Here is a 17,006-nt window from a genome sequence, read left to right on the forward strand (position 1 = left end):
GGGCGCCCCTGTCAGATCAGCGGGCGCTCGACCGGCGCCTCCGGCGTGATCATCGCGATATTGGCCAACTCGGTCAGGTCGTTGACCCGCAGCGTCCCGTTGGTCCAGGTCACGAGTTGGCGCCGCCGCAGGCTTTGCAGAACCTTGTTGGTGTGCACCAGCGACAGGCCCAGCGCGTCCGCGAGATCCTGCTGGCGGAAGGGGAAGGGCACGCCGCCCGTGCCCTCGAGGCCGACCGACTGCATGCGCTGGTAGAGCTTCACCACCGCCCAGGCGATGCGCTGCGTCGCGTCGCGCTGCCCGAGCGTGACGAGCGATTCGCCAAGGAAGTGCTCTTCGGCCGCGGACATCCAGGTCACGTCGAAGGCCAGCGACGGCTGGCCCCGGAACAGCGACCACAGGTCCTCGCGCCGGAAGACGCAGAGCTCCATGTCGGTCGCCGCCTCCACCGAGTGCTGCATCTCGCCCAGCAGGCCGGACTGCAGGCCCACGAAATCGCCCGGAAAGACGAAATTGATCACCTGCCGCCGGCCGTTCTCGAGCAGCTTGTAGCGCAGCGCCATGCCGCTGAGCACGGTGTAAAGCTGCGGCGACTTCGATCCCTCGATGAGGAGCTGCGTGCCCGCTTCGACCGACAGCTCGCCGGACTTGAAGTCCTGCATGAAGTCGAGCTCTTCGCCGGTGAAGCGGCGAAAGACGTCCAGACTGCGGATCGGACAGTCACGACAGGAAATCGAGCTCATGTTGCGCCCCGTGTTGATGCCATATGTCACAGTTTAATGCAGATCGGGGCGCCGAGGTCCATGGTGCGCGCAACATCGGAAGAAAGGCAAGAATACATCCATGTGTCCCTATGACGACGCCGTCGCGCGCCGACCGGTTGTTTTCGTTTTCGTGAAGGACGCCTTCGTCGTGGAGGACGTCACACGCACGGTGACGGAACTTTTCCCGGACGCGATCATAACTTCAACATCCAAGCCCGAGGACGTGCCCGGCAAGCTCGAAGGCCTGCCCCACCTCGACATGGCAGTCGTGCACCTCTCGCCGGACGAAGTCCACCAGTCTCAGGTCGGTGCGGTGCTGCGCGAACGCGGAGCCCGGCTGCTTCTGGTCGGCGACGCGGCCGAGGAATCGCACGCCGCCGCCGGTTTCGACGTGCTCGTGCGCCCGTTCCGGACGCAGGATCTCGAGGCGCATCTGAAACGCACCATGGCCCGCTGAGCACAGGGTGCGCGGGCCATCGGCGATGTCATATCGCTGTCACGGGAAAGGCCTAGGCATCGGCTAGTCCGTAACGAGTGCAAAGGTGCCGGTCAGTTCCGGCCTGTCCCCCCCGAAGCATTTCGAGATCGATTTCAGCACGACCCGGGGTGGCGCTTGCGCCACCCCTTTTCGCGTTTGCGATCAGTCGAGCGCTTCGTCGGTGATCTCGTGCGTCCAAGCGGCATCGCCCGGGCTTTCGGTGATGACCGGGTCGGCGCCCGCGCCCAGCAGCACTTCGACCGTACGCTCGAAGTCCGCCGGATCCAGCGCGCCGTTCGAGCCGGCGGTGAGCTTGGCGATCTCGCCCATCATCCGCTTCTGGTGCGTCTCGGTCTGCGCGCCGGTGGCGTCGTTCTCGAGCACGATCATGGCCGCCTCGTCGGGGTTCTCCTCGGCCCACTTCCAGCCCTGCATCGAGGCACTGACGAACCGGACCAGCTTCTCGACCATCTCGGGATCCTCGAGGTTCTCCTCGGTGGTGTAGAGCCCGTCCTCGAGTGTCGAGATGCCCTCGTCCTCGTACTTGAAGACCACGAGGTCCTCCGGCGTGAGGCCCGCGTCGATGACCTGCCAGTACTCGTTATAGGTCATGGTGGTGGCACACTCGACCTGCTTCTGCAGCAGCGGATCGACGTTGAAGTTGATCTTCTGGATCGTCACGCCGCCTTCCGAGCCATCGGTCGGGTAGCCGAGCTTGGACATCCAGGAGTAGAGCGGCAGCTCGTTGCCGAAGAACCAGGTGCCGAGGGTGTGGCCGGGGAAGTCCTCGGGGCTCTCGATGCCGTGTTCCTTGAGGCAGGTCAGCATCAGGCCCGAGCTCTTGAAGGGCTGGGCGATGTTGACGATAGGCGCACCGTTCTCGCGCGCGGCCAGCGCCGAGGGCATCCAGTCGACCATCACGTCGGCGCCGCCGCCCAGCAGCACCTGCACCGGCGCGATGTCCGGTCCGCCCGGCTTGATGGTGACGTCGAGACCGGCCTCCTCGTAGAAGCCCTGGTCCTGCGCCACGTAATAGCCGGCGAACTGCGCCTGCGTGACCCACTTGAGCTGCAGCGTCAGCTCGTCCTGGGCCTGCGCCGCACCGGCGGCAAGTCCCATCACCGCCGCCGCGGCCAGCTTGATCGTCTGTTTCATGTTACCTCCATGTTGTCGTCGGTTGGTTGTCTTTGTTGTCGTTCTTGTTTTCTGCGGTGCCGTCATCCCTGCCCGCGCTGCGAGGGATGCCAGAAGGTCACCGCCTTCTCGATTAGCGCGAGCCCGCCGTAGAAGGCCGAACCCGCCAACGCCGCGACGACGATTTCAGCCCAGACCAGGTCCAGCGCAAGAAGCCCCACGCTGGTCGAGATGCGAAAGCCCATTCCGCGGATCGGCGAGCCGAAAAATTCCGCGACGATGGCCCCGATCAGCGCCAGGGTGCTGGCGATCTTGAGCCCGTTGAAGATGAAGGGCATGGCCGCCGGCAGCCGCAGCTTGAGCAGCGTCGTCCAGTAGCCCGCGGCATAGGTCCGCATCAGGTCGCGCTGCATGACACTGGTGTCGCGCAGCCCCTCCACCGCGTTCACCAGCACCGGGAAGAAGACCATGACGACCACGACCGCCGCCTTGGATTGCCAGTCGAAGCCGAACCACATGACGAGGATCGGCGCGGTGCCGACGATGGGCAGCGCGGCCACGAAGTTGCCCACCGGCAGCAGGCCGCGGCGGAGGAAATCGAACCGGTCGACGACCACCGCCGTCAGCAGCGCGGCCCCACAGCCGATGACGTAGCCCGAGAGCGCGCCCTTCAGCACCGTCTGCACGAAGTCCTCCCAGAGGACCCCCGCGCTCTGCCCGAACTCGGCGGCGATGGCCGTGGGCGCGGGCAGCAGCACCGGCGAGATGCCGAAGCCGCGCACCACGGCCTCCCAGACGATCACGATGGTCAGGCCGAAAACCACCGGCACGGCCAGCGCCGTCGCGCGGCTGCGCGCGCGGCCCGCGAGCCAGACGTTCAGCGCCCAGCCGGCGACCCAGGCGAGGATGCCGAGTGCGATCCACATCACGTCATCCCCATGCGCTTGAGCGTCACGCGCTGGATGAGCCCGATGAGCCCCACCATGCCGGCCGCGACGATCGCCGCCATGAAGAGCGCCGACCAGATCTGGATGGTCTGGCCGTAGTAGCTGCCTGCAAGCAGACGCGCCCCGAGGCCCGCCACGGCGCCGGTGGGCAGCTCGCCCACGATGGCCCCGACAAGGCTCGCGGCCATGGCGATCTTCATCGAGGCGAAGAGGTAGGGCATCGAGGCCGGCAGCCGCAGCCGCAGGAACTCCTGCGGCCGCGTCGCGCTCCAGGTCCGCATCTGGTCGAGTTGCATGCGCGAGGGCGAGCGCAACCCTTTGACCATGCCCACGACCACCGGGAAGAACGACAGGTACATCGAGATCATCGCCTTGGGCAGCAGCCCCGAGATGCCCATGGCGTTGAGCACCACGATGATCATCGGCGCGATGGCGAGGATGGGAATGGTCTGCGAGGCGATCACCCAGGGCATGACGCTCATGTCCATCACCCGGTTGTAGACGATTCCCACCGCGAGCGAGATCCCCAGCACCGTGCCCAGCCCGAACCCCGCCAGCGTGGCGCTCAGCGTGACCCAGCCGTGATAGACCAGGCTGCGCTTCGAGGTGATGTTCTGGCCGATGGTGGTCTTCCAGAGTTCTGCCGCGACCTGGTGCGGCGCCGGCAGCTTGGGCTTGTCCTGGCTCCAGGTGTCGAGCACCAGCGCGATGCCGCCCAGCTCGCGATCCTGCCGCGCCGCCATGTCCAGCGCCCACTGCGCGTTCAGCCAGACCGAGGCCGCGTACCAGAGCCCCAGGATCACCGCCACGACGGTCAGGACGGGAAGCACAGACCTCATGCCGCGCGCCCCATGCCTTCATCTTTCCCCAAATACGCAAACCCCGGTCGCGGCCGAGGAGTCGATTTGCGTATTTTTAGAAAGATGAAAGGATCTTCGGTTTCGATGGTCGTGCGGTACAGGCTGGCGAGCCGATGACCGCGAAAGGTGAAGGGGCCCGCGTCCTTACCCAAAGCGCGGGATGGCTGCGGGGGATGCGGGCGCGCGAAATGCGGTCCCGTGGTCCTCCGCACCGTATCGCAGGAAATCGCGGCATGACTTGTCTCAATCATAGGCATGCCCCGCGCGCAGGCCCTCGCGGACGCGGTGCGCGACCTCGAGGAACTCGGGCGTATCGCGGATGTCGAGCGGACGCTCGCGGGGCAAGGGACTTTCGATCACGTCGGCGATCCGGCCGGGACGCGGCGACATCACCACGATCCGCGTGGAGAGGTAGACCGCCTCGGGAATCGAGTGCGTGACGAAACAGATCGTCTTCTGTGTTCGGGCCCAGAGCGCAAGGAGCTGCTCGTTGAGGTGGTCGCGCACGATCTCGTCCAGCGCGCCGAAGGGCTCGTCCATCAGCAGGATGTCGGCATCGAAGGCCAGGGCCCGTGCGATCGAGGCGCGCTGCTGCATGCCGCCCGACAGCTGCCAAGGGTATTTCTTCTCGAACCCCGCCAGCTCGACCAGCTCGAGCACCCGCGCCACGCGCTCGGACTGTTCGGTCTTCGAATAGCCCATGATCTCGAGCGGCAGGCGGATGTTGCCGCCGATGGTGCGCCAGGGATAAAGCCCCGCCGCCTGGAAGACATAGCCGTAGGCGCGGGCCTTGCGCGCGTTCTCGGGCGAGACACCGTTGATCGTGACGCTGCCGCCCGTGGGGTGCTCGAGGTCGGCCATGACCCGCAGGAAGGTGGTCTTGCCGCAGCCGGAGGGGCCGATGAAGGAGACGAAGTCGCCCTTGCCGACCTCGAGGTTGACGGAGCTGAGCGCCTGGACCGGCCCGTCGTTCGTCTGGAAGGTGAGGTCGAGGTCCCGCGCCGAGATGACGCTTGACAGGGAACTGTCCGCGGCCGCCTGCTGGGTCATGCCGCAACCTCAGCGAGGGACGAGCCATGACCACCGCAACGACCGGGCAATGCCGCCGTATCCGGGCCGAAAGCACCTACGACGGAAAGCAGGGCTTCACCTATTTCGAGGGGATCGCGCGAGAGAGCACCGGCGCGCAGGCGATCTGCATGCATCTCCTGCGCATTCCGCCCGGCGGCCGCGCGAAGGCCCACATGCACGAAAACCACGAAACCGCGATCTACGTGATTGAGGGGCGCACCATCATGCACTGGGGGCCGCGTCTCGAGAACCTCATGGAGGCCGTCGCCGGCGACATGGTCTACATCCCCGCCGACGTGCCGCACCTGCCGATCAACGACGGCGACACCGAAGCGGTCGCCGTCATCGCGCGCACCGATCCGCACGAGCAGGAGAGCGTCGTGCTCCTGCCCGAGCTCGAGGCCTGCGTTCCGTCCTAGGCGCATTCACACACCGCTCGCCGGGATGCCGGTGCGCTCGACCTTGCGCGGCGCGGTCAGCTCCTTCCACGAGGAGAGCGCCTTGTTCACCGGGCCTGCCGGGTCGCGCTTGACGAACTCGCCGTGACCGGGCTCCGAGGTGATCTCGCCATCGGTGACGGCCACCATGCCGCGGGTCAGCACGTAGCGGGGCAGGCCCTTGACATGCTTGCCCTCGAAGACGTTGTAGTCGATCGCCGAGGCTTGGGTCTCGGCCGAGATGGTCTTTTCCTTCTCCGGGTCCAGCACGACGATGTCGGCATCCGCACCCACGAGGATCGCGCCCTTCTTCGGGTAGACGTTCAGGATCTTGGCGATGTTGGTCGAGGTCACAGCCACGAACTCCTGCGGCGTCAGCCGGCCGGTGCCCACGCCGTAGGTCCAGAGCATCGGCAGACGGTCCTCGACCCCGCCGGTGCCGTTCGGGATCTTGGTGAAGTCGCCGACGCCGTAGCGCTTCTGCTCGGTGGTGAAGGCGCAGTGGTCCGTCGCCACGACCGAGAGCGAGCCGCCCTGAAGCCCGTTCCAGAGGCTGTCCTGGTGCTTCTTGTTGCGGAAGGGCGGCGACATCACGCGGCGCGCGGCGTGGTCCCAGTCGGGATTGGCGTATTCGCTCTCGTCCAGCGTCAGGTGCTGCACCAGCGGCTCGCCCCAGACGCGCTTGCCGTTCATCCGCGCGCGGCGGATCGCCTCGTGGCTCTCCTCGCAGGAGGTGTGCACGACGTAAAGCGGCACGCCCGCCATGTCGGCGATCATGATGGCGCGGTTGGTGGCCTCGCCCTCGACCTCGGGGGGGCGGGAATAGGCATGCGCCTCGGGGCCGTCGTTGCCCTCGGCCATGAACTTCTGCTGCAGCTCGGCCACGACGTCGCCGTTCTCGGCATGCACCATCGGGATCGCGCCCAGCTCGGCGCAGCGCTGGAAGCTGGCGTAGAGCTCGTCGTCGTTCACCATCAGCGCACCCTTGTAGGCCATGAAGTGCTTGAAGGTGTTGATGCCGCGGTCCTTCACCACGGTCTCCATCTCCTTGAAGACCTGCTCGGACCACCAGGTGATCGCCATGTGGAAGGAGAAATCGCAGTGCGCGCGCGTGGACTTGTTGTCCCACATCTGGATCGCGTCCAGCAGGCCCTGCCCCGGCTGCGGCAGGCAGAAGTCCACCACCATCGTGGTGCCGCCGGCCAGCGCCGCGCGGGTGCCGGTGTCGAAATCGTCGGTGGAATAGGTTCCCATGAAGGGCATCTCGAGGTGCACGTGCGGGTCGATCCCGCCCGGCATCACGTAGCACCCCGTGGCGTCCAGCACCTCGTCGCCGGTCAGGTCCTTGCCGATCTCGACGATCTTGCCGCCGTCGACCAGCACGTCCGCCTCGTAGGTCAGGTCGGCCGTGACGATCGTGCCGTTCTTGATGACTTTGGTCATGTCTCGCTCCCTTGTCAGATCCCGGCGCGGCGGCATCTTCTGGCTGCAAATATCCCGGGGAGTCCGCGGCGCAGGCCGCGGACGGGGCGGAGCCCCGGACTCACTCGACGATCTCCGCCGTCTCGAGCACCGCGTGGAACAGGACCTCGGCGCCTGCCGTGGCCCAGTCCTTGGAAATCTCCTCGGCCTCGTTGTGCGAGAGGCCGTCGACGCAGGGGCACATGACCATCGCGGTCGGCGCCACCTGGTTGATCCAGCAGGCGTCGTGTCCCGCGCCCGAGATGATGTTGGTGTGGCTGTAGCCCAGCCGGTCGGCCGCGTTCCGGATCGCGGTCACGCAACCTGCGTCGAACTCGACCGGGTCGAAGCCCCCGACGTTCTCGAACTCGACGCTCAGCTGCATCTCGTCGCAGATCTTCTGCGCGCCGGCCTTCATCTGGGACACCATCTCCTCGATCACCGCCAGGTCGGGCGAGCGGAGATCGACGGTGAAGACCGCCTTGCCGGGGATCACGTTGCGCGAATTGGGGAAGACCTCGATATGGCCCGCGGCGCCAACCGCGTGGGGTCCGTGCGCGACGGCGATCTCGTCCACGAGATCCAGCACCCGCGCCATGCCGAGCCCGGCGTTGCGACGCATGGGCATCGGGGTCGAGCCGGTGTGCGATTCCTTGCCCGTGATCGTGACCTGCGTCCAGCTCAGGCCCTGGCCATGGGTGACGACGCCGATGTCCTTGCCCTCGGCCTCGAGGATCGGGCCCTGCTCGATGTGCAGCTCGAAGAAGGCGTGCATCTTGCGCGCGCCGACCTCTTCCTCGCCCTTCCAGCCGATGCGGTTCAGCTCGTCCTCGAAGCGCTTGCCCTCGGCATCGACCCGGTCGTAGGCCCAGTCCTGCGCATGGACGCCCGCGAAGACGCCCGACGCCAGCATGGCCGGGGCAAAGCGGGTGCCCTCCTCGTTCGTCCAGTTGGTGACGACGATGGGATGCTTGGTGCGGATGTCCATGTCGTTGAGCGAGCGGATGACCTCCAGCGCGCCCAGCACACCGAGCACGCCGTCGTACTTGCCGCCGGTGGGCTGGGTGTCGAGGTGGCTGCCAACGTAGACGGGCAGCGCGTCCGGGTCGGTGCCCTCACGCCGCGCGAACATGTTGCCCATGGTGTCGAGCCCCATGGTGCAGCCCGCGGCCTCGCACCAGCTCTGGAAGAGCGCGCGGCCCTCGGCATCGGCATCGGTCAGCGTCTGGCGGTTGTTGCCGCCGGCCACGCCGGGACCGATCTTTGCCATTTCCATCAGGCTGTCCCACAGCCGGTCGCCGTCGATCCGGAGATTCTCGCCCGGTGCCGCCATCCCTTTGCCCCCTGTTGTCGGCTTGTACGGCGCGACGATCGCGCCTTGCGCCGGTTTTTTACCATTTGGTAAAGGCACGATTGCAACGGGTCGGGAAGCTGTCAAGAATTGACCGCGCAACCGGGCCGGAGACATGCCCGCAATTCCGGCGAGGCTGCACGGAAAATCGGCAGAGGGTGGAGGACCATGGGCGCCAACACGGAGAAGAAACCGAGTCGGATCCAGCTGAAGAACCGCAAGCGGATCATGGACGCCGCGCTCGACGTCTTTTCGCAGCACGGCTACCGCGGCGCGACGCTGGACCAGATCGCCGAGGCGGCGGGCATGTCGAAGCCGAACCTCATCTACTACTTCGACGGCAAGGAGGCGATCCACGTCGCGCTGCTCAACGCGCTCATGGAGGAATGGCTGGACCCGCTGATCGAGATGAAGGCCGAGGGCGATCCGATGACGGAAATCCTCGGCTACGTGCGCCGCAAGATGGAGATGAGCCACCGGTATCCGCGCGAGAGCCGGCTGTTCGCGGGCGAGATCATACAGGGCGCCCCGCGCATGAAGCCGCACCTCGAACGCCGGCTGAAGCCGCTCTTCGACGAGAAATGCGCGCTGATCGAAAGCTGGATGAAGGCCGGGCGCATCGCGCGGATGGACCCGAGACACCTCATCCTGACGATCTGGGCCGTGACGCAGCACTACGCGGATTTCGACGCCCAGCTTCGCGTGCTACTGCCCGAGGGCGACGGCGCCGACGCCCATGTCGAGACGATGTTCCGCAGGCTTCTGACGCCGGAACCAACGAAGCGTTGACCGGAATCGCCCAAGGCAGCGCGGATGCAACACCATCCGCGCCTTCGCGTGCCTTGGCCTCACTCCGCCGCGGTGCGCCGCATCGGGTTGTTGGGATGCGTCGTCCAGTCGCCGAATTCCGCCGGCACCACGGTGCCGGTCCGCTCGTCCGTCGCGCCGGCTTCGACCCGCTCCATGGTGATGCAGTCCTCTACCGGGCAGACGTTGACGCAGAGGTTGCAGGCCACGCATTCGTCGTCCTTGACGGTGAAGACCCGGTCCTCGGACATGTCGATCGCCTGGTGCGAGGTATCCTCGCAGGCGGCATAGCAGCGACCGCACTTGATGCAGGCGTCCTGGTCGATCCGGGCCTTGGTGACGTAGTTGAGGTTCAGGTTCTGCCAGTCGCTGACGTTGGGCACCGCGCGGCCCACGAGGTCGTCGAGCGTCATGCCCTTGTCGTCGAGATACTGCGACAGTCCCGAGATCATTTCCTGCACCACCTTGAACCCGTAGGTCATGGCCGCCGTGCAGACCTGCACGTTGCCCGCCCCGAGCGCGAGGAACTCCGCCGCGTCCTTCCAGGTGGTGACGCCGCCGATGCCCGAGATCGGCAGCCCCGGCATCTCCGGGTCGCGGGCGATCTCGGCCACCATGTTCAGCGCGATGGGCTTGACCGCCGGGCCGCAGTAGCCGCCGTGCGCGCCTTTTCCGTCGATCGTCGGTTCGGGCGCGAAGAGATCGAGGTCGACCGAGGTGATCGAGTTGATCGTGTTGATGAGGCTCACCGCGTCGGCTCCGCCCTCGAAGGCCGCCATGGCCGGCTTGCGGATATCGGTAATATTGGGCGTCAGCTTCACGATGCAGGGCAGGTTGGAATACTGCTTCACCCAGCGCGTGACCATGGTGATGTACTCGGGCACCTGCCCCACGGCCGAGCCCATGCCGCGCTCGCTCATGCCGTGCGGACAGCCGAAATTCAGCTCCACCCCGTCGGCGCCGGTCTCCTCGACCAGCGGCAGGATCGTCTTCCAGGCCTCCTCGGTGCAGGGCACCATGAGCGAGACGATCACCGCGCGGTCCGGGTAGTCGCGCTTGACCGCCGCGATCTCGCGCAGGTTCACCTCGAGCGGCCGGTCGGTGATGAGCTCGATGTTGTTGAGCCCCAGGAGCTGCCGGTCCGCGCCCCAGACCGCGCCGTAGCGCGGACCGTTGACGTTGACGACCGGCGGGCCTTCCTCGCCCAGGGTCTTCCAGACGACGCCGCCCCAGCCGGCCTCGAAGGCGCGGCGGACATTGTATTCCTTGTCCGTCGGCGGCGCCGAGGCGAGCCAGAACGGGTTGGGCGAGGTAATGCCCACGAAGTTGGTGGTCAGGTCTGCCATGTCGTGTCCTCCTCGTCCGGGCCTCAGCCCATCAGCCGCGCGTGAATGTCTTCGGCCGCGTCGCGCCCTTCGGCCACGGCGGTCACCGTCAGGTCGTCCCCCCCGGCGGCACAGTCGCCGCCGGCCCAGACGCCATCGACGGTGGTGCGCCCGGCGCCGCTGACCGCGATCTTGCGGCCGGAGAGCTCGGGCAGCCCCTCGCCCACCAGCGTCTGGCCGATGGCGCGGAAGACCTGGTCGGCGGGTAGCCGGAACCGCTCGCCCGTGGGGGCGAGGTCGTCGTCGGTAAACTCGAACTCGACCTCGCGGACCGTGCCGTTGCCGTGCACGGCCACCGGCGAGGCACCGCAGATGATATGCACGCCCTTCGAGGCCGCGAGATCCTGCTCGTAGCGGCTGGCCGCCATGCGCTCGCGCGAGCGGCGGTAGACCAGCGTCACGTTCATCGCCCCAAGAAGGCGCGACTGCACCGCCGCGTCGATGGCGGTCATCCCGCCGCCGATCACGACCACGTCGCGCCCCACCGGCAGCGCCGCGAGGTCCGAAACCTGCCGCAGGTCCGCGATGAAGTCGACCGCGTCGGTCACGCCCTCGCGGTCGTCGCCGCTGACACCCAGCGCGTTCACACCGCCAAGACCCATGCCGAGGAAGACCGCGTCATGCGCCTCGCGCAGGCCGTCGAGCGTGATGTCGCGGCCCAGCACCTGCCCCTCGCGCAGGGTGATGCCGCCGATCTGCATGAGCCAGTCGACCTCGCGGGCGGCGAAATCCTCGGTGCTCTTGTAGGCGGCGATGCCGTATTCGTTGAGCCCGCCCGGCTTGGGGCGCGCCTCGTAGATCGTCACCTCGTGGCCCTTCATGGCCAACCGGTGCGCGCAGGCCAGCCCCGCCGGGCCCGCGCCCACGACCGCGATGCGCTTGCCCGTGGGCGCCGCGCGCATGAAGGGATGCACGCCCTTCGCCATCACCGTGTCAGTCGCGTAGCGCTGCAGCCGCCCGATCTCGACCGGCTTGCCCTCGGCCGTCTCGCGCACGCAGACCTCCTCGCAGAGCGTCTCGGTCGGGCAGACGCGGGCGCACATACCCCCGAGGATGTTCTGCTCGAGGATGGTGCGTGCCGCCGCTTCCGGCATGCCGGTCGAGATCTGGCGAATGAAGAGCGGGATGTCGATGTCCGTCGGACAGGCCGTGACGCAGGGCGCGTCGTGGCAGAAGTAGCAGCGATCCGCCGCGACATGGGCCTCGTGCCCGTCAAGCGGCGGATGAAGGTCCGAGAACCCCGCCGCGATCAGTTCCCCGTCGAGCCGTCCCGGCTTGATGCCCGGGGCCAGAGCCTTTGCGTCCATCGGTCGCCTCCCGCTGCCTGCGCTTTCGAAAAGGCTTCCACAGGTCGATTTTTTTATCAACTGGTAAAATATCTGGAGGCGCGATCAGCGCGAGGCGGTGCTGAAAAAGCATGCAACGAAAAAGGCCACGCCCGAGGGCGTGGCCTTTCGCATCGGATGGCGCGGAACCGGATCAGTTCTGCGCGTAGAATTCGATGACGAGGTTCGGTTCCATCTGCACCGCGAAGGGCACGTCGGCCAGGCTGGGCGTGCGCACGAAGGTCGCGGTCATCTTGGAGTGGTCGGCCTCGAGGTAGTCGGGCACGTCGCGCTCGGGCAGCTGGGTGGCCTCGATGACCGACGCCAGTTGCTTGGACTTCTCGCGAACCTCGATGACGTCGCCTTCCTTCACGCGGTAGGAGGGGATGTTCACCTTCTTGCCGTTCACCAGCACGTGGCCGTGGTTCACGAACTGACGCGCCGCGAAGACGGTCGGCACGAACTTGGCACGGTAGACGACGGCGTCGAGACGGCGCTCGAGCAGGCCGATGAGCAGCTCACCGGTGTCGCCCTTGATCCGCTCGGCTTCGGCAAAGATGCGGCGGAACTGCTTTTCGGTCAGGTCGCCGTAGTGGCCCTTGAGCTTCTGCTTGGCGCGAAGCTGCAGGCCGAAGTCGGACATCTTGCCCTTGCGGCGCTGGCCGTGCTGGCCGGGCGCGTACTCGCGGCGGTTGACCGGGGACTTCGGACGGCCCCAGATGTTTTCGCCCATGCGGCGGTCGATCTTGTACTTGGCAGACGTGCGTTTGGTCACGGCTGATCTCCTTCGTTCAGGTTTCGAAGGGCGTTGTCCTCTCCCCGGACCGGACCCCCGGCTGCCCGGATTGACAGGCATCCCCTTGCGGGGGCCACCAACACCAGTGAAGGCGCGCTTATATGCGCATGCCGCGTGGAGTCAACCGCGCAGTGCCATACGGGGGATTTACGTCGAATGCCGTCTTTTACGCGGGCTTAAGCGGGGCGGGGCACTGTGCCGGCGTGGCGACTTTGCAGGCCACGGCACGGATCAGGGAATCGGCTTCGATGACACTTGCCCGCAACGCGCTCGAGGCGGCGCTGGAAACCCGCGACGACGGCACGCTCGACATGGTGCGCCAGGCGATCCGGCACCGGCAGGTGATGCTCGCCTTCCAGCCCGTCGTGCAGGCCGCCGATACCACGCGGGTGGCCTTTCACGAGGCGATGGTGCGCGTGCTGGACGAGACCGGGCGCATCATCCCCGCGCGCGACTTCATCATGGCTGTGGAGGAGACGGAGGCAGGGCGCGAGCTTGATTGCATCGCGCTGGAACAGGGGCTTGCCGAACTGGCGCGGCAGCCCGGCCTGCGGCTGGCCGTCAACATGTCGGCCCGCTCCATCGGCTATGGCCGCTGGATGCAGGTCCTTCTGCGCGGGCTGGACAGCGCGCCGACGATCGGCGAACGCCTCATCCTCGAGATCACCGAATCCTCGGCCATGCTGGTGCCCGAGCTGGTCAGCGGCTTCATGACCGACCTGCAACGCCGCGGCATCACCTTCGCCATGGACGATTGCGGCGCCGGCCAGACGGCGCTGCGCCACATGCGCGGCTTCAGCTTCGACATCATGAAGATCGACGGCCAGTTCGCCCGCGGCATCGCGCGCGACCCGGACAACCAGGTGCTGACCCGTGCCCTAGTCGCCATCGCCGATGAGTTCGACATGTTCACCGTGGCCGAATCGGTCGAACGGGCCGAGGACGCGCAATGCCTCGTCGCGCTGGGGGTCGACTGCATGCAGGGCTACTACTTCGGCGCCCCCACCGTCAGCCCGCCGTGGCGCAACACGGGGACGACCCGCGCCACCGCCTGACCGGCGGCCAGCCGCGGCATATTCGAAAAACCGCGAAAAATCGGTGACGACACCCTGTCCAGTGCCTCCGGGCCAAGTTATCAAATAGTCACGGACACAACGCGGGCGCCTTCGGCTGGTCAAGTCGACGGTCGGAGCACCTGCCGGTATGCTCTGCTTGGAGGACATTTTTCATGACCAACGTCGTCATCGCATCCGCCGCGCGCACCGCCGTGGGCAGCTTCAGCGGCGCCTTCGCCTCAACCCCCGCGCACGACCTGGGCGCCGCCGTTCTCGAGGCGCTCGTTGCGCGCGCCGGCATCGAGAAGGGCGAGGTCAGCGAGACCATCCTCGGCCAGGTGCTGACCGCCGCGCAGGGCCAGAACCCGGCGCGCCAGGCGCATATCAACGCCGGCCTGCCCAAGGAAAGCGCGGCCTGGGGCATCAACCAGGTCTGCGGCTCGGGCCTGCGGACCGTGGCACTCGGCGCGCAGCACATCCTGCTGGGAGACGCCGACATCATCTGCGCCGGCGGCCAGGAGAACATGTCGATGAGCCCCCACGCGCAGAACCTGCGCATGGGCCACAAGATGGGCGACGTGAAATACATCGACACGATGATCCGCGACGGCCTCTGGGACGCCTTCAACGGCTACCACATGGGTCAGACCGCCGAGAACGTCGCCGACCAGTGGCAGATCACCCGCGAGCAGCAGGACGAGTTCGCCCTGGCCTCGCAGAACAAGGCCGAGGCGGCGCAGAACGCCGGACGGTTCGATGACGAGGTGATCCCCTTCACCGTCAAGACCCGCAAGGGCGAGACCGTCGTCGACAAGGACGAGTACATCCGCCACGGCGCCACCATCGAGAACATGCAGAAGCTGCGCCCGGCCTTCACCAAGGACGGCTCGGTCACCGCGGGCAACGCCTCGGGGATCAACGACGGCGCCGCCGGCGTGCTGCTGATGACCGCCGAGAACGCCGAGAAGCGCGGCATCGAGCCGCTGGCGCGCATCGCGTCCTACGCGACCGCCGGTCTCGATCCGTCGATCATGGGCACCGGCCCCATCCCCGCCTCGCGCAAGGCCCTGGACAAGGCCGGCTGGAAGGTCGAGGATCTCGACCTCGTCGAGGCGAACGAGGCCTTCGCGGCACAGGCCTGCGCCGTGAACAAGGACATGGGCTGGGATCCCTCGATCGTGAACGTGAACGGCGGCGCCATCGCCATCGGCCACCCGATCGGCGCCTCGGGCGCGCGGGTCCTGAACACGCTGCTCTTCGAGATGAAGCGCCGCGACGCCAAGAAGGGCCTTGCCACGCTGTGCATCGGCGGCGGCATGGGCGTGGCGCTCTGCGTCGAGCGCGACTGAGCGCAGGCGGGCCCCTCGGGGCCCGCTCCCCCTCATGAGAGAGATCCCCAGAGACCCCGACCAGATCGTCTTTTCCGGCGGCGGCCTGCGCTGCTTCTGGCAGGGCGGCGTGATGACGACGCTCTGCAGGGAATGGCCCCTGAAACCCAAGCGCGTCACCGGCGTCAGCGGCGGCGCGCTCGCCGCGGCGGCCTTCCTCACCGGGCGCGAGAAACGCCTGCTGGACGAGATGTGCGCCGCCTTCGAAGAGCGGGATTCGAACCTCGACCTCTTCGCCGCGGACAAGAACGGCATCACGCCCCACCAGGAGCTCTACTGCGAGGTGGTGAGCCGCGTGATCGACGACGAGGCGGCCCGCATCATCGCCGAAGGGCCGCAGCTGCAGATCCTGATCGCGCATCCGCCCGACACCGGGCTCCCCACGCTGACCGGCACAGCGATGACGGTGGCCTACGAGGCCGAACTTCACACCGTGAACTCGCCGCATTTCGACTGGGCCGAGAAGATTGGCCTGACCTCGAAGCTGGTCGATGCCAACGCCGCCGCCCGCGAGGGGCAGCTGGTCGAGCTGATCTCGGCCGCAGCGGTGATCCCGCCCGTCTTCGAGCCGCCCCTCTGGGAGGATCGGCGCGTGGTGGACGGCGGCATGGCCGATCAGGCGCCGCTGCCCGATCCGGACGAGGGCGACACGCTCGTGCTGCTGACCCGCGACTACAAGCGTGTGCCGGACGTCTCCGGGCGCTGCTACGTTCATCCCTCGGAGGAGACGGTGGCCGACAAGATCGACTTCACCGATCCGCAGAAGCTGCGCGACACCTGGGCACAGGGTGAACGTGATGCGCAGCGTTGGCTTGACGCCGGGGGAACGACGTGATCTGCGTGAGCGCAATAAAGTTGCGTATCATCGTGTAAAATTTTAGGAATCCGTTACATATCACAGGCCAGATCGGAGGAAAGCATGGCAAGGGTTGCATTGGTCACGGGAGGAAGCCGGGGTATCGGCGAGGCGATCTCGAAGGCGCTCAAGGCGGAAGGCTACGAGGTTGCGGCGACCTACGCCGGGAACGACGAGAAGGCCAAGGCCTTTACCGAGGCGACGGGCATCAAGACCTACAAGTGGAACGTGGGCGACTATGCCGAAAGCAAGGCCGGCATCGAGCAGGTCGAGGCCGATCTCGGCCCGATCGACATCGTTGTCGCCAACGCGGGCATCACCCGCGACGCGCCGTTCCACAAGATGACGCCCGAGCAGTGGAACGAGGTGATCGACACCAACCTCACCGGCGTCTTCAACACCATCCACCCGGTCTGGCCCGGCATGCGCGAGCGTGGCTTCGGCCGCATCGTCGTGATCTCGTCGATCAACGGTCAGAAGGGCCAGTTCGCCCAGGTCAACTATGCCGCCACCAAGGCGGGCGATCTCGGCATCATCAAGAGCCTCGCGCAGGAGGGGGCCTCGAAGGGCATCACCGCCAACGCGGTCTGCCCCGGCTACATCGCGACCGAGATGGTCATGGCGGTGCCCGAGAAGGTGCGCGAGAAGATCATCGCGCAGATCCCCGCCGGACGCCTTGGCGAGCCCGAGGAGATCGCGCGCTGCGTGGCCTTCCTCGCCTCGGACGACGCGGGCTTCATCAACGGCTCGACGATCTCGGCCAACGGCGGCCAGTTCTTCGTCTGAACTGCCCCGGCATCACGCCGGACCGAAAGACACGAAAAGCCCCGGGTCATGTGCCCGGGGCTTCCGTTTGGGTCACTGGTGAAACGTGAGTGGTGTACCGGCCCG

Annotated in this window: 17 protein-coding genes; 7 read left to right on the forward strand and 10 right to left on the reverse strand. The window is 66.9% G+C overall.

Annotation, left to right across the window (positions count from 1 at the left end; all coding sequences use genetic code 11):
• Nucleotides 1–11: 11 nt before the first annotated feature.
• A complete protein-coding gene (locus SALMUC_RS09835; RefSeq protein WP_037371755.1) occupies nt 12–743 on the reverse strand; it encodes a Crp/Fnr family transcriptional regulator in 732 nt (243 codons plus the stop codon).
• Between the two features lie 100 nt (nt 744–843).
• On the opposite strand from SALMUC_RS09835, the gene SALMUC_RS09840 reads away from it, so the two are divergent.
• Entirely contained in the window at nt 844–1,221 is a 378-nt protein-coding gene (locus tag SALMUC_RS09840) for a hypothetical protein (RefSeq protein ID WP_020041502.1), read from the forward strand.
• 183 nt (nt 1,222–1,404) lie between these two features.
• Here SALMUC_RS09840 and SALMUC_RS09845 read toward each other — a convergent pair whose 3' ends face one another.
• From SALMUC_RS09845 to SALMUC_RS09860, 4 genes are all read right to left on the reverse strand, one after another.
• Nucleotides 1,405–2,397 (reverse strand): ABC transporter substrate-binding protein, encoded by a 993-nt coding sequence (locus SALMUC_RS09845; RefSeq protein WP_020041501.1) that lies wholly within the window; start codon nt 2,395–2,397, stop codon nt 1,405–1,407.
• 62 nt (nt 2,398–2,459) lie between these two features.
• Entirely contained in the window at nt 2,460–3,302 is an 843-nt protein-coding gene (locus SALMUC_RS09850; protein ID WP_020041500.1) for an ABC transporter permease, read from the reverse strand.
• Nucleotides 3,302–4,162: an ABC transporter permease gene (locus SALMUC_RS09855; RefSeq protein ID WP_020041499.1), complete on the reverse strand. Its 861-nt coding sequence runs from the start codon at nt 4,160–4,162 to the stop codon at nt 3,302–3,304. The genes SALMUC_RS09850 and SALMUC_RS09855 overlap by 1 nt, the downstream gene beginning before the upstream one ends.
• Nucleotides 4,163–4,426: 264 nt before the next feature.
• On the reverse strand, nt 4,427–5,233 hold the full coding sequence (locus tag SALMUC_RS09860; protein WP_020041498.1) for an ABC transporter ATP-binding protein: 807 nt from the start codon (nt 5,231–5,233) through the stop codon (nt 4,427–4,429).
• Between the two features lie 26 nt (nt 5,234–5,259).
• Between SALMUC_RS09860 and SALMUC_RS09865 the strand changes: the two genes are divergently transcribed.
• Complete coding sequence (locus SALMUC_RS09865; RefSeq protein ID WP_020041497.1) at nt 5,260–5,673, forward strand: cupin domain-containing protein; 414 nt, start codon at nt 5,260–5,262, stop codon at nt 5,671–5,673.
• A gap of 6 nt (nt 5,674–5,679) precedes the next feature.
• Here the strand turns inward: SALMUC_RS09865 and hydA are convergent, their stop codons facing one another.
• Nucleotides 5,680–7,134, reverse strand: a complete 1,455-nt coding sequence (gene hydA, locus SALMUC_RS09870; protein ID WP_020041496.1) for a dihydropyrimidinase — start codon at nt 7,132–7,134, stop codon at nt 5,680–5,682.
• Between the two features lie 100 nt (nt 7,135–7,234).
• On the reverse strand, nt 7,235–8,485 hold the full coding sequence (locus SALMUC_RS09875; protein WP_020041495.1) for a Zn-dependent hydrolase: 1,251 nt from the start codon (nt 8,483–8,485) through the stop codon (nt 7,235–7,237).
• A 186-nt stretch (nt 8,486–8,671) separates the two neighbouring features.
• On the opposite strand from SALMUC_RS09875, the gene SALMUC_RS09880 reads away from it, so the two are divergent.
• Nucleotides 8,672–9,292, forward strand: coding sequence for a TetR family transcriptional regulator C-terminal domain-containing protein (locus SALMUC_RS09880; RefSeq protein ID WP_020041494.1), 621 nt, complete (start codon nt 8,672–8,674; stop codon nt 9,290–9,292).
• 59 nt (nt 9,293–9,351) lie between these two features.
• On the opposite strand, the gene preA is transcribed toward SALMUC_RS09880, so the two are convergent.
• From preA to rpsD, 3 genes are all read right to left on the reverse strand, one after another.
• Nucleotides 9,352–10,656 (reverse strand): NAD-dependent dihydropyrimidine dehydrogenase subunit PreA, encoded by a 1,305-nt coding sequence (gene preA, locus SALMUC_RS09885; RefSeq protein WP_020041493.1) that lies wholly within the window; start codon nt 10,654–10,656, stop codon nt 9,352–9,354.
• 23 nt (nt 10,657–10,679) lie between these two features.
• Nucleotides 10,680–12,002, reverse strand: coding sequence for an NAD(P)-dependent oxidoreductase (locus SALMUC_RS09890; protein WP_020041492.1), 1,323 nt, complete (start codon nt 12,000–12,002; stop codon nt 10,680–10,682).
• 172 nt (nt 12,003–12,174) lie between these two features.
• Nucleotides 12,175–12,795: a 30S ribosomal protein S4 gene (rpsD, locus tag SALMUC_RS09895; RefSeq protein WP_020041491.1), complete on the reverse strand. Its 621-nt coding sequence runs from the start codon at nt 12,793–12,795 to the stop codon at nt 12,175–12,177.
• A gap of 269 nt (nt 12,796–13,064) precedes the next feature.
• Between rpsD and SALMUC_RS09900 the strand changes: the two genes are divergently transcribed.
• The 4 genes from SALMUC_RS09900 (at nt 13,065) to phbB (ending at nt 16,901) form a co-directional block, all read left to right on the forward strand.
• Complete coding sequence (locus SALMUC_RS09900; protein ID WP_020041490.1) at nt 13,065–13,871, forward strand: EAL domain-containing protein; 807 nt, start codon at nt 13,065–13,067, stop codon at nt 13,869–13,871.
• 173 nt (nt 13,872–14,044) lie between these two features.
• The gene (locus tag SALMUC_RS09905) at nt 14,045–15,220 is read left to right on the forward strand and encodes an acetyl-CoA C-acetyltransferase (protein WP_020041489.1); all 1,176 of its coding nucleotides are present in this window, start codon (nt 14,045–14,047) and stop codon (nt 15,218–15,220) included.
• A 34-nt stretch (nt 15,221–15,254) separates the two neighbouring features.
• Entirely contained in the window at nt 15,255–16,094 is an 840-nt protein-coding gene (locus tag SALMUC_RS09910; RefSeq protein WP_020041488.1) for a patatin-like phospholipase family protein, read from the forward strand.
• 84 nt (nt 16,095–16,178) lie between these two features.
• Entirely contained in the window at nt 16,179–16,901 is a 723-nt protein-coding gene (phbB, locus tag SALMUC_RS09915) for an acetoacetyl-CoA reductase (RefSeq protein ID WP_021120171.1), read from the forward strand.
• Nucleotides 16,902–17,006 lie beyond the last annotated feature (105 nt).

The sequence above is a fragment of the Salipiger mucosus DSM 16094 genome (assembly GCF_000442255.1).
Taxonomy (GTDB): domain Bacteria; phylum Pseudomonadota; class Alphaproteobacteria; order Rhodobacterales; family Rhodobacteraceae; genus Salipiger; species Salipiger mucosus.

Excerpts from the sequence above, each read along its gene's own strand:
- SALMUC_RS09835 (WP_037371755.1), bottom strand. The coding sequence starts at position 743 with ATGAGCTCGATTTCCTGTCGTGACTGTCCGATCCGCAGTCTGGACGTC.
- SALMUC_RS09840 (WP_020041502.1), top strand. The coding sequence starts at position 844 with ATGTGTCCCTATGACGACGCCGTCGCGCGCCGACCGGTTGTTTTCGTT.
- SALMUC_RS09845 (WP_020041501.1), bottom strand. The coding sequence starts at position 2,397 with ATGAAACAGACGATCAAGCTGGCCGCGGCGGCGGTGATGGGACTTGCC.
- SALMUC_RS09850 (WP_020041500.1), bottom strand. The coding sequence starts at position 3,302 with ATGTGGATCGCACTCGGCATCCTCGCCTGGGTCGCCGGCTGGGCGCTG.
- SALMUC_RS09855 (WP_020041499.1), bottom strand. The coding sequence starts at position 4,162 with ATGAGGTCTGTGCTTCCCGTCCTGACCGTCGTGGCGGTGATCCTGGGG.
- SALMUC_RS09860 (WP_020041498.1), bottom strand. The coding sequence starts at position 5,233 with ATGACCCAGCAGGCGGCCGCGGACAGTTCCCTGTCAAGCGTCATCTCG.
- SALMUC_RS09865 (WP_020041497.1), top strand. The coding sequence starts at position 5,260 with ATGACCACCGCAACGACCGGGCAATGCCGCCGTATCCGGGCCGAAAGC.
- hydA (WP_020041496.1), bottom strand. The coding sequence starts at position 7,134 with ATGACCAAAGTCATCAAGAACGGCACGATCGTCACGGCCGACCTGACC.
- SALMUC_RS09875 (WP_020041495.1), bottom strand. The coding sequence starts at position 8,485 with ATGGCGGCACCGGGCGAGAATCTCCGGATCGACGGCGACCGGCTGTGG.
- SALMUC_RS09880 (WP_020041494.1), top strand. The coding sequence starts at position 8,672 with ATGGGCGCCAACACGGAGAAGAAACCGAGTCGGATCCAGCTGAAGAAC.
- preA (WP_020041493.1), bottom strand. The coding sequence starts at position 10,656 with ATGGCAGACCTGACCACCAACTTCGTGGGCATTACCTCGCCCAACCCG.
- SALMUC_RS09890 (WP_020041492.1), bottom strand. The coding sequence starts at position 12,002 with ATGGACGCAAAGGCTCTGGCCCCGGGCATCAAGCCGGGACGGCTCGAC.
- SALMUC_RS09900 (WP_020041490.1), top strand. The coding sequence starts at position 13,065 with ATGACACTTGCCCGCAACGCGCTCGAGGCGGCGCTGGAAACCCGCGAC.
- SALMUC_RS09905 (WP_020041489.1), top strand. The coding sequence starts at position 14,045 with ATGACCAACGTCGTCATCGCATCCGCCGCGCGCACCGCCGTGGGCAGC.
- SALMUC_RS09910 (WP_020041488.1), top strand. The coding sequence starts at position 15,255 with ATGAGAGAGATCCCCAGAGACCCCGACCAGATCGTCTTTTCCGGCGGC.
- phbB (WP_021120171.1), top strand. The coding sequence starts at position 16,179 with ATGGCAAGGGTTGCATTGGTCACGGGAGGAAGCCGGGGTATCGGCGAG.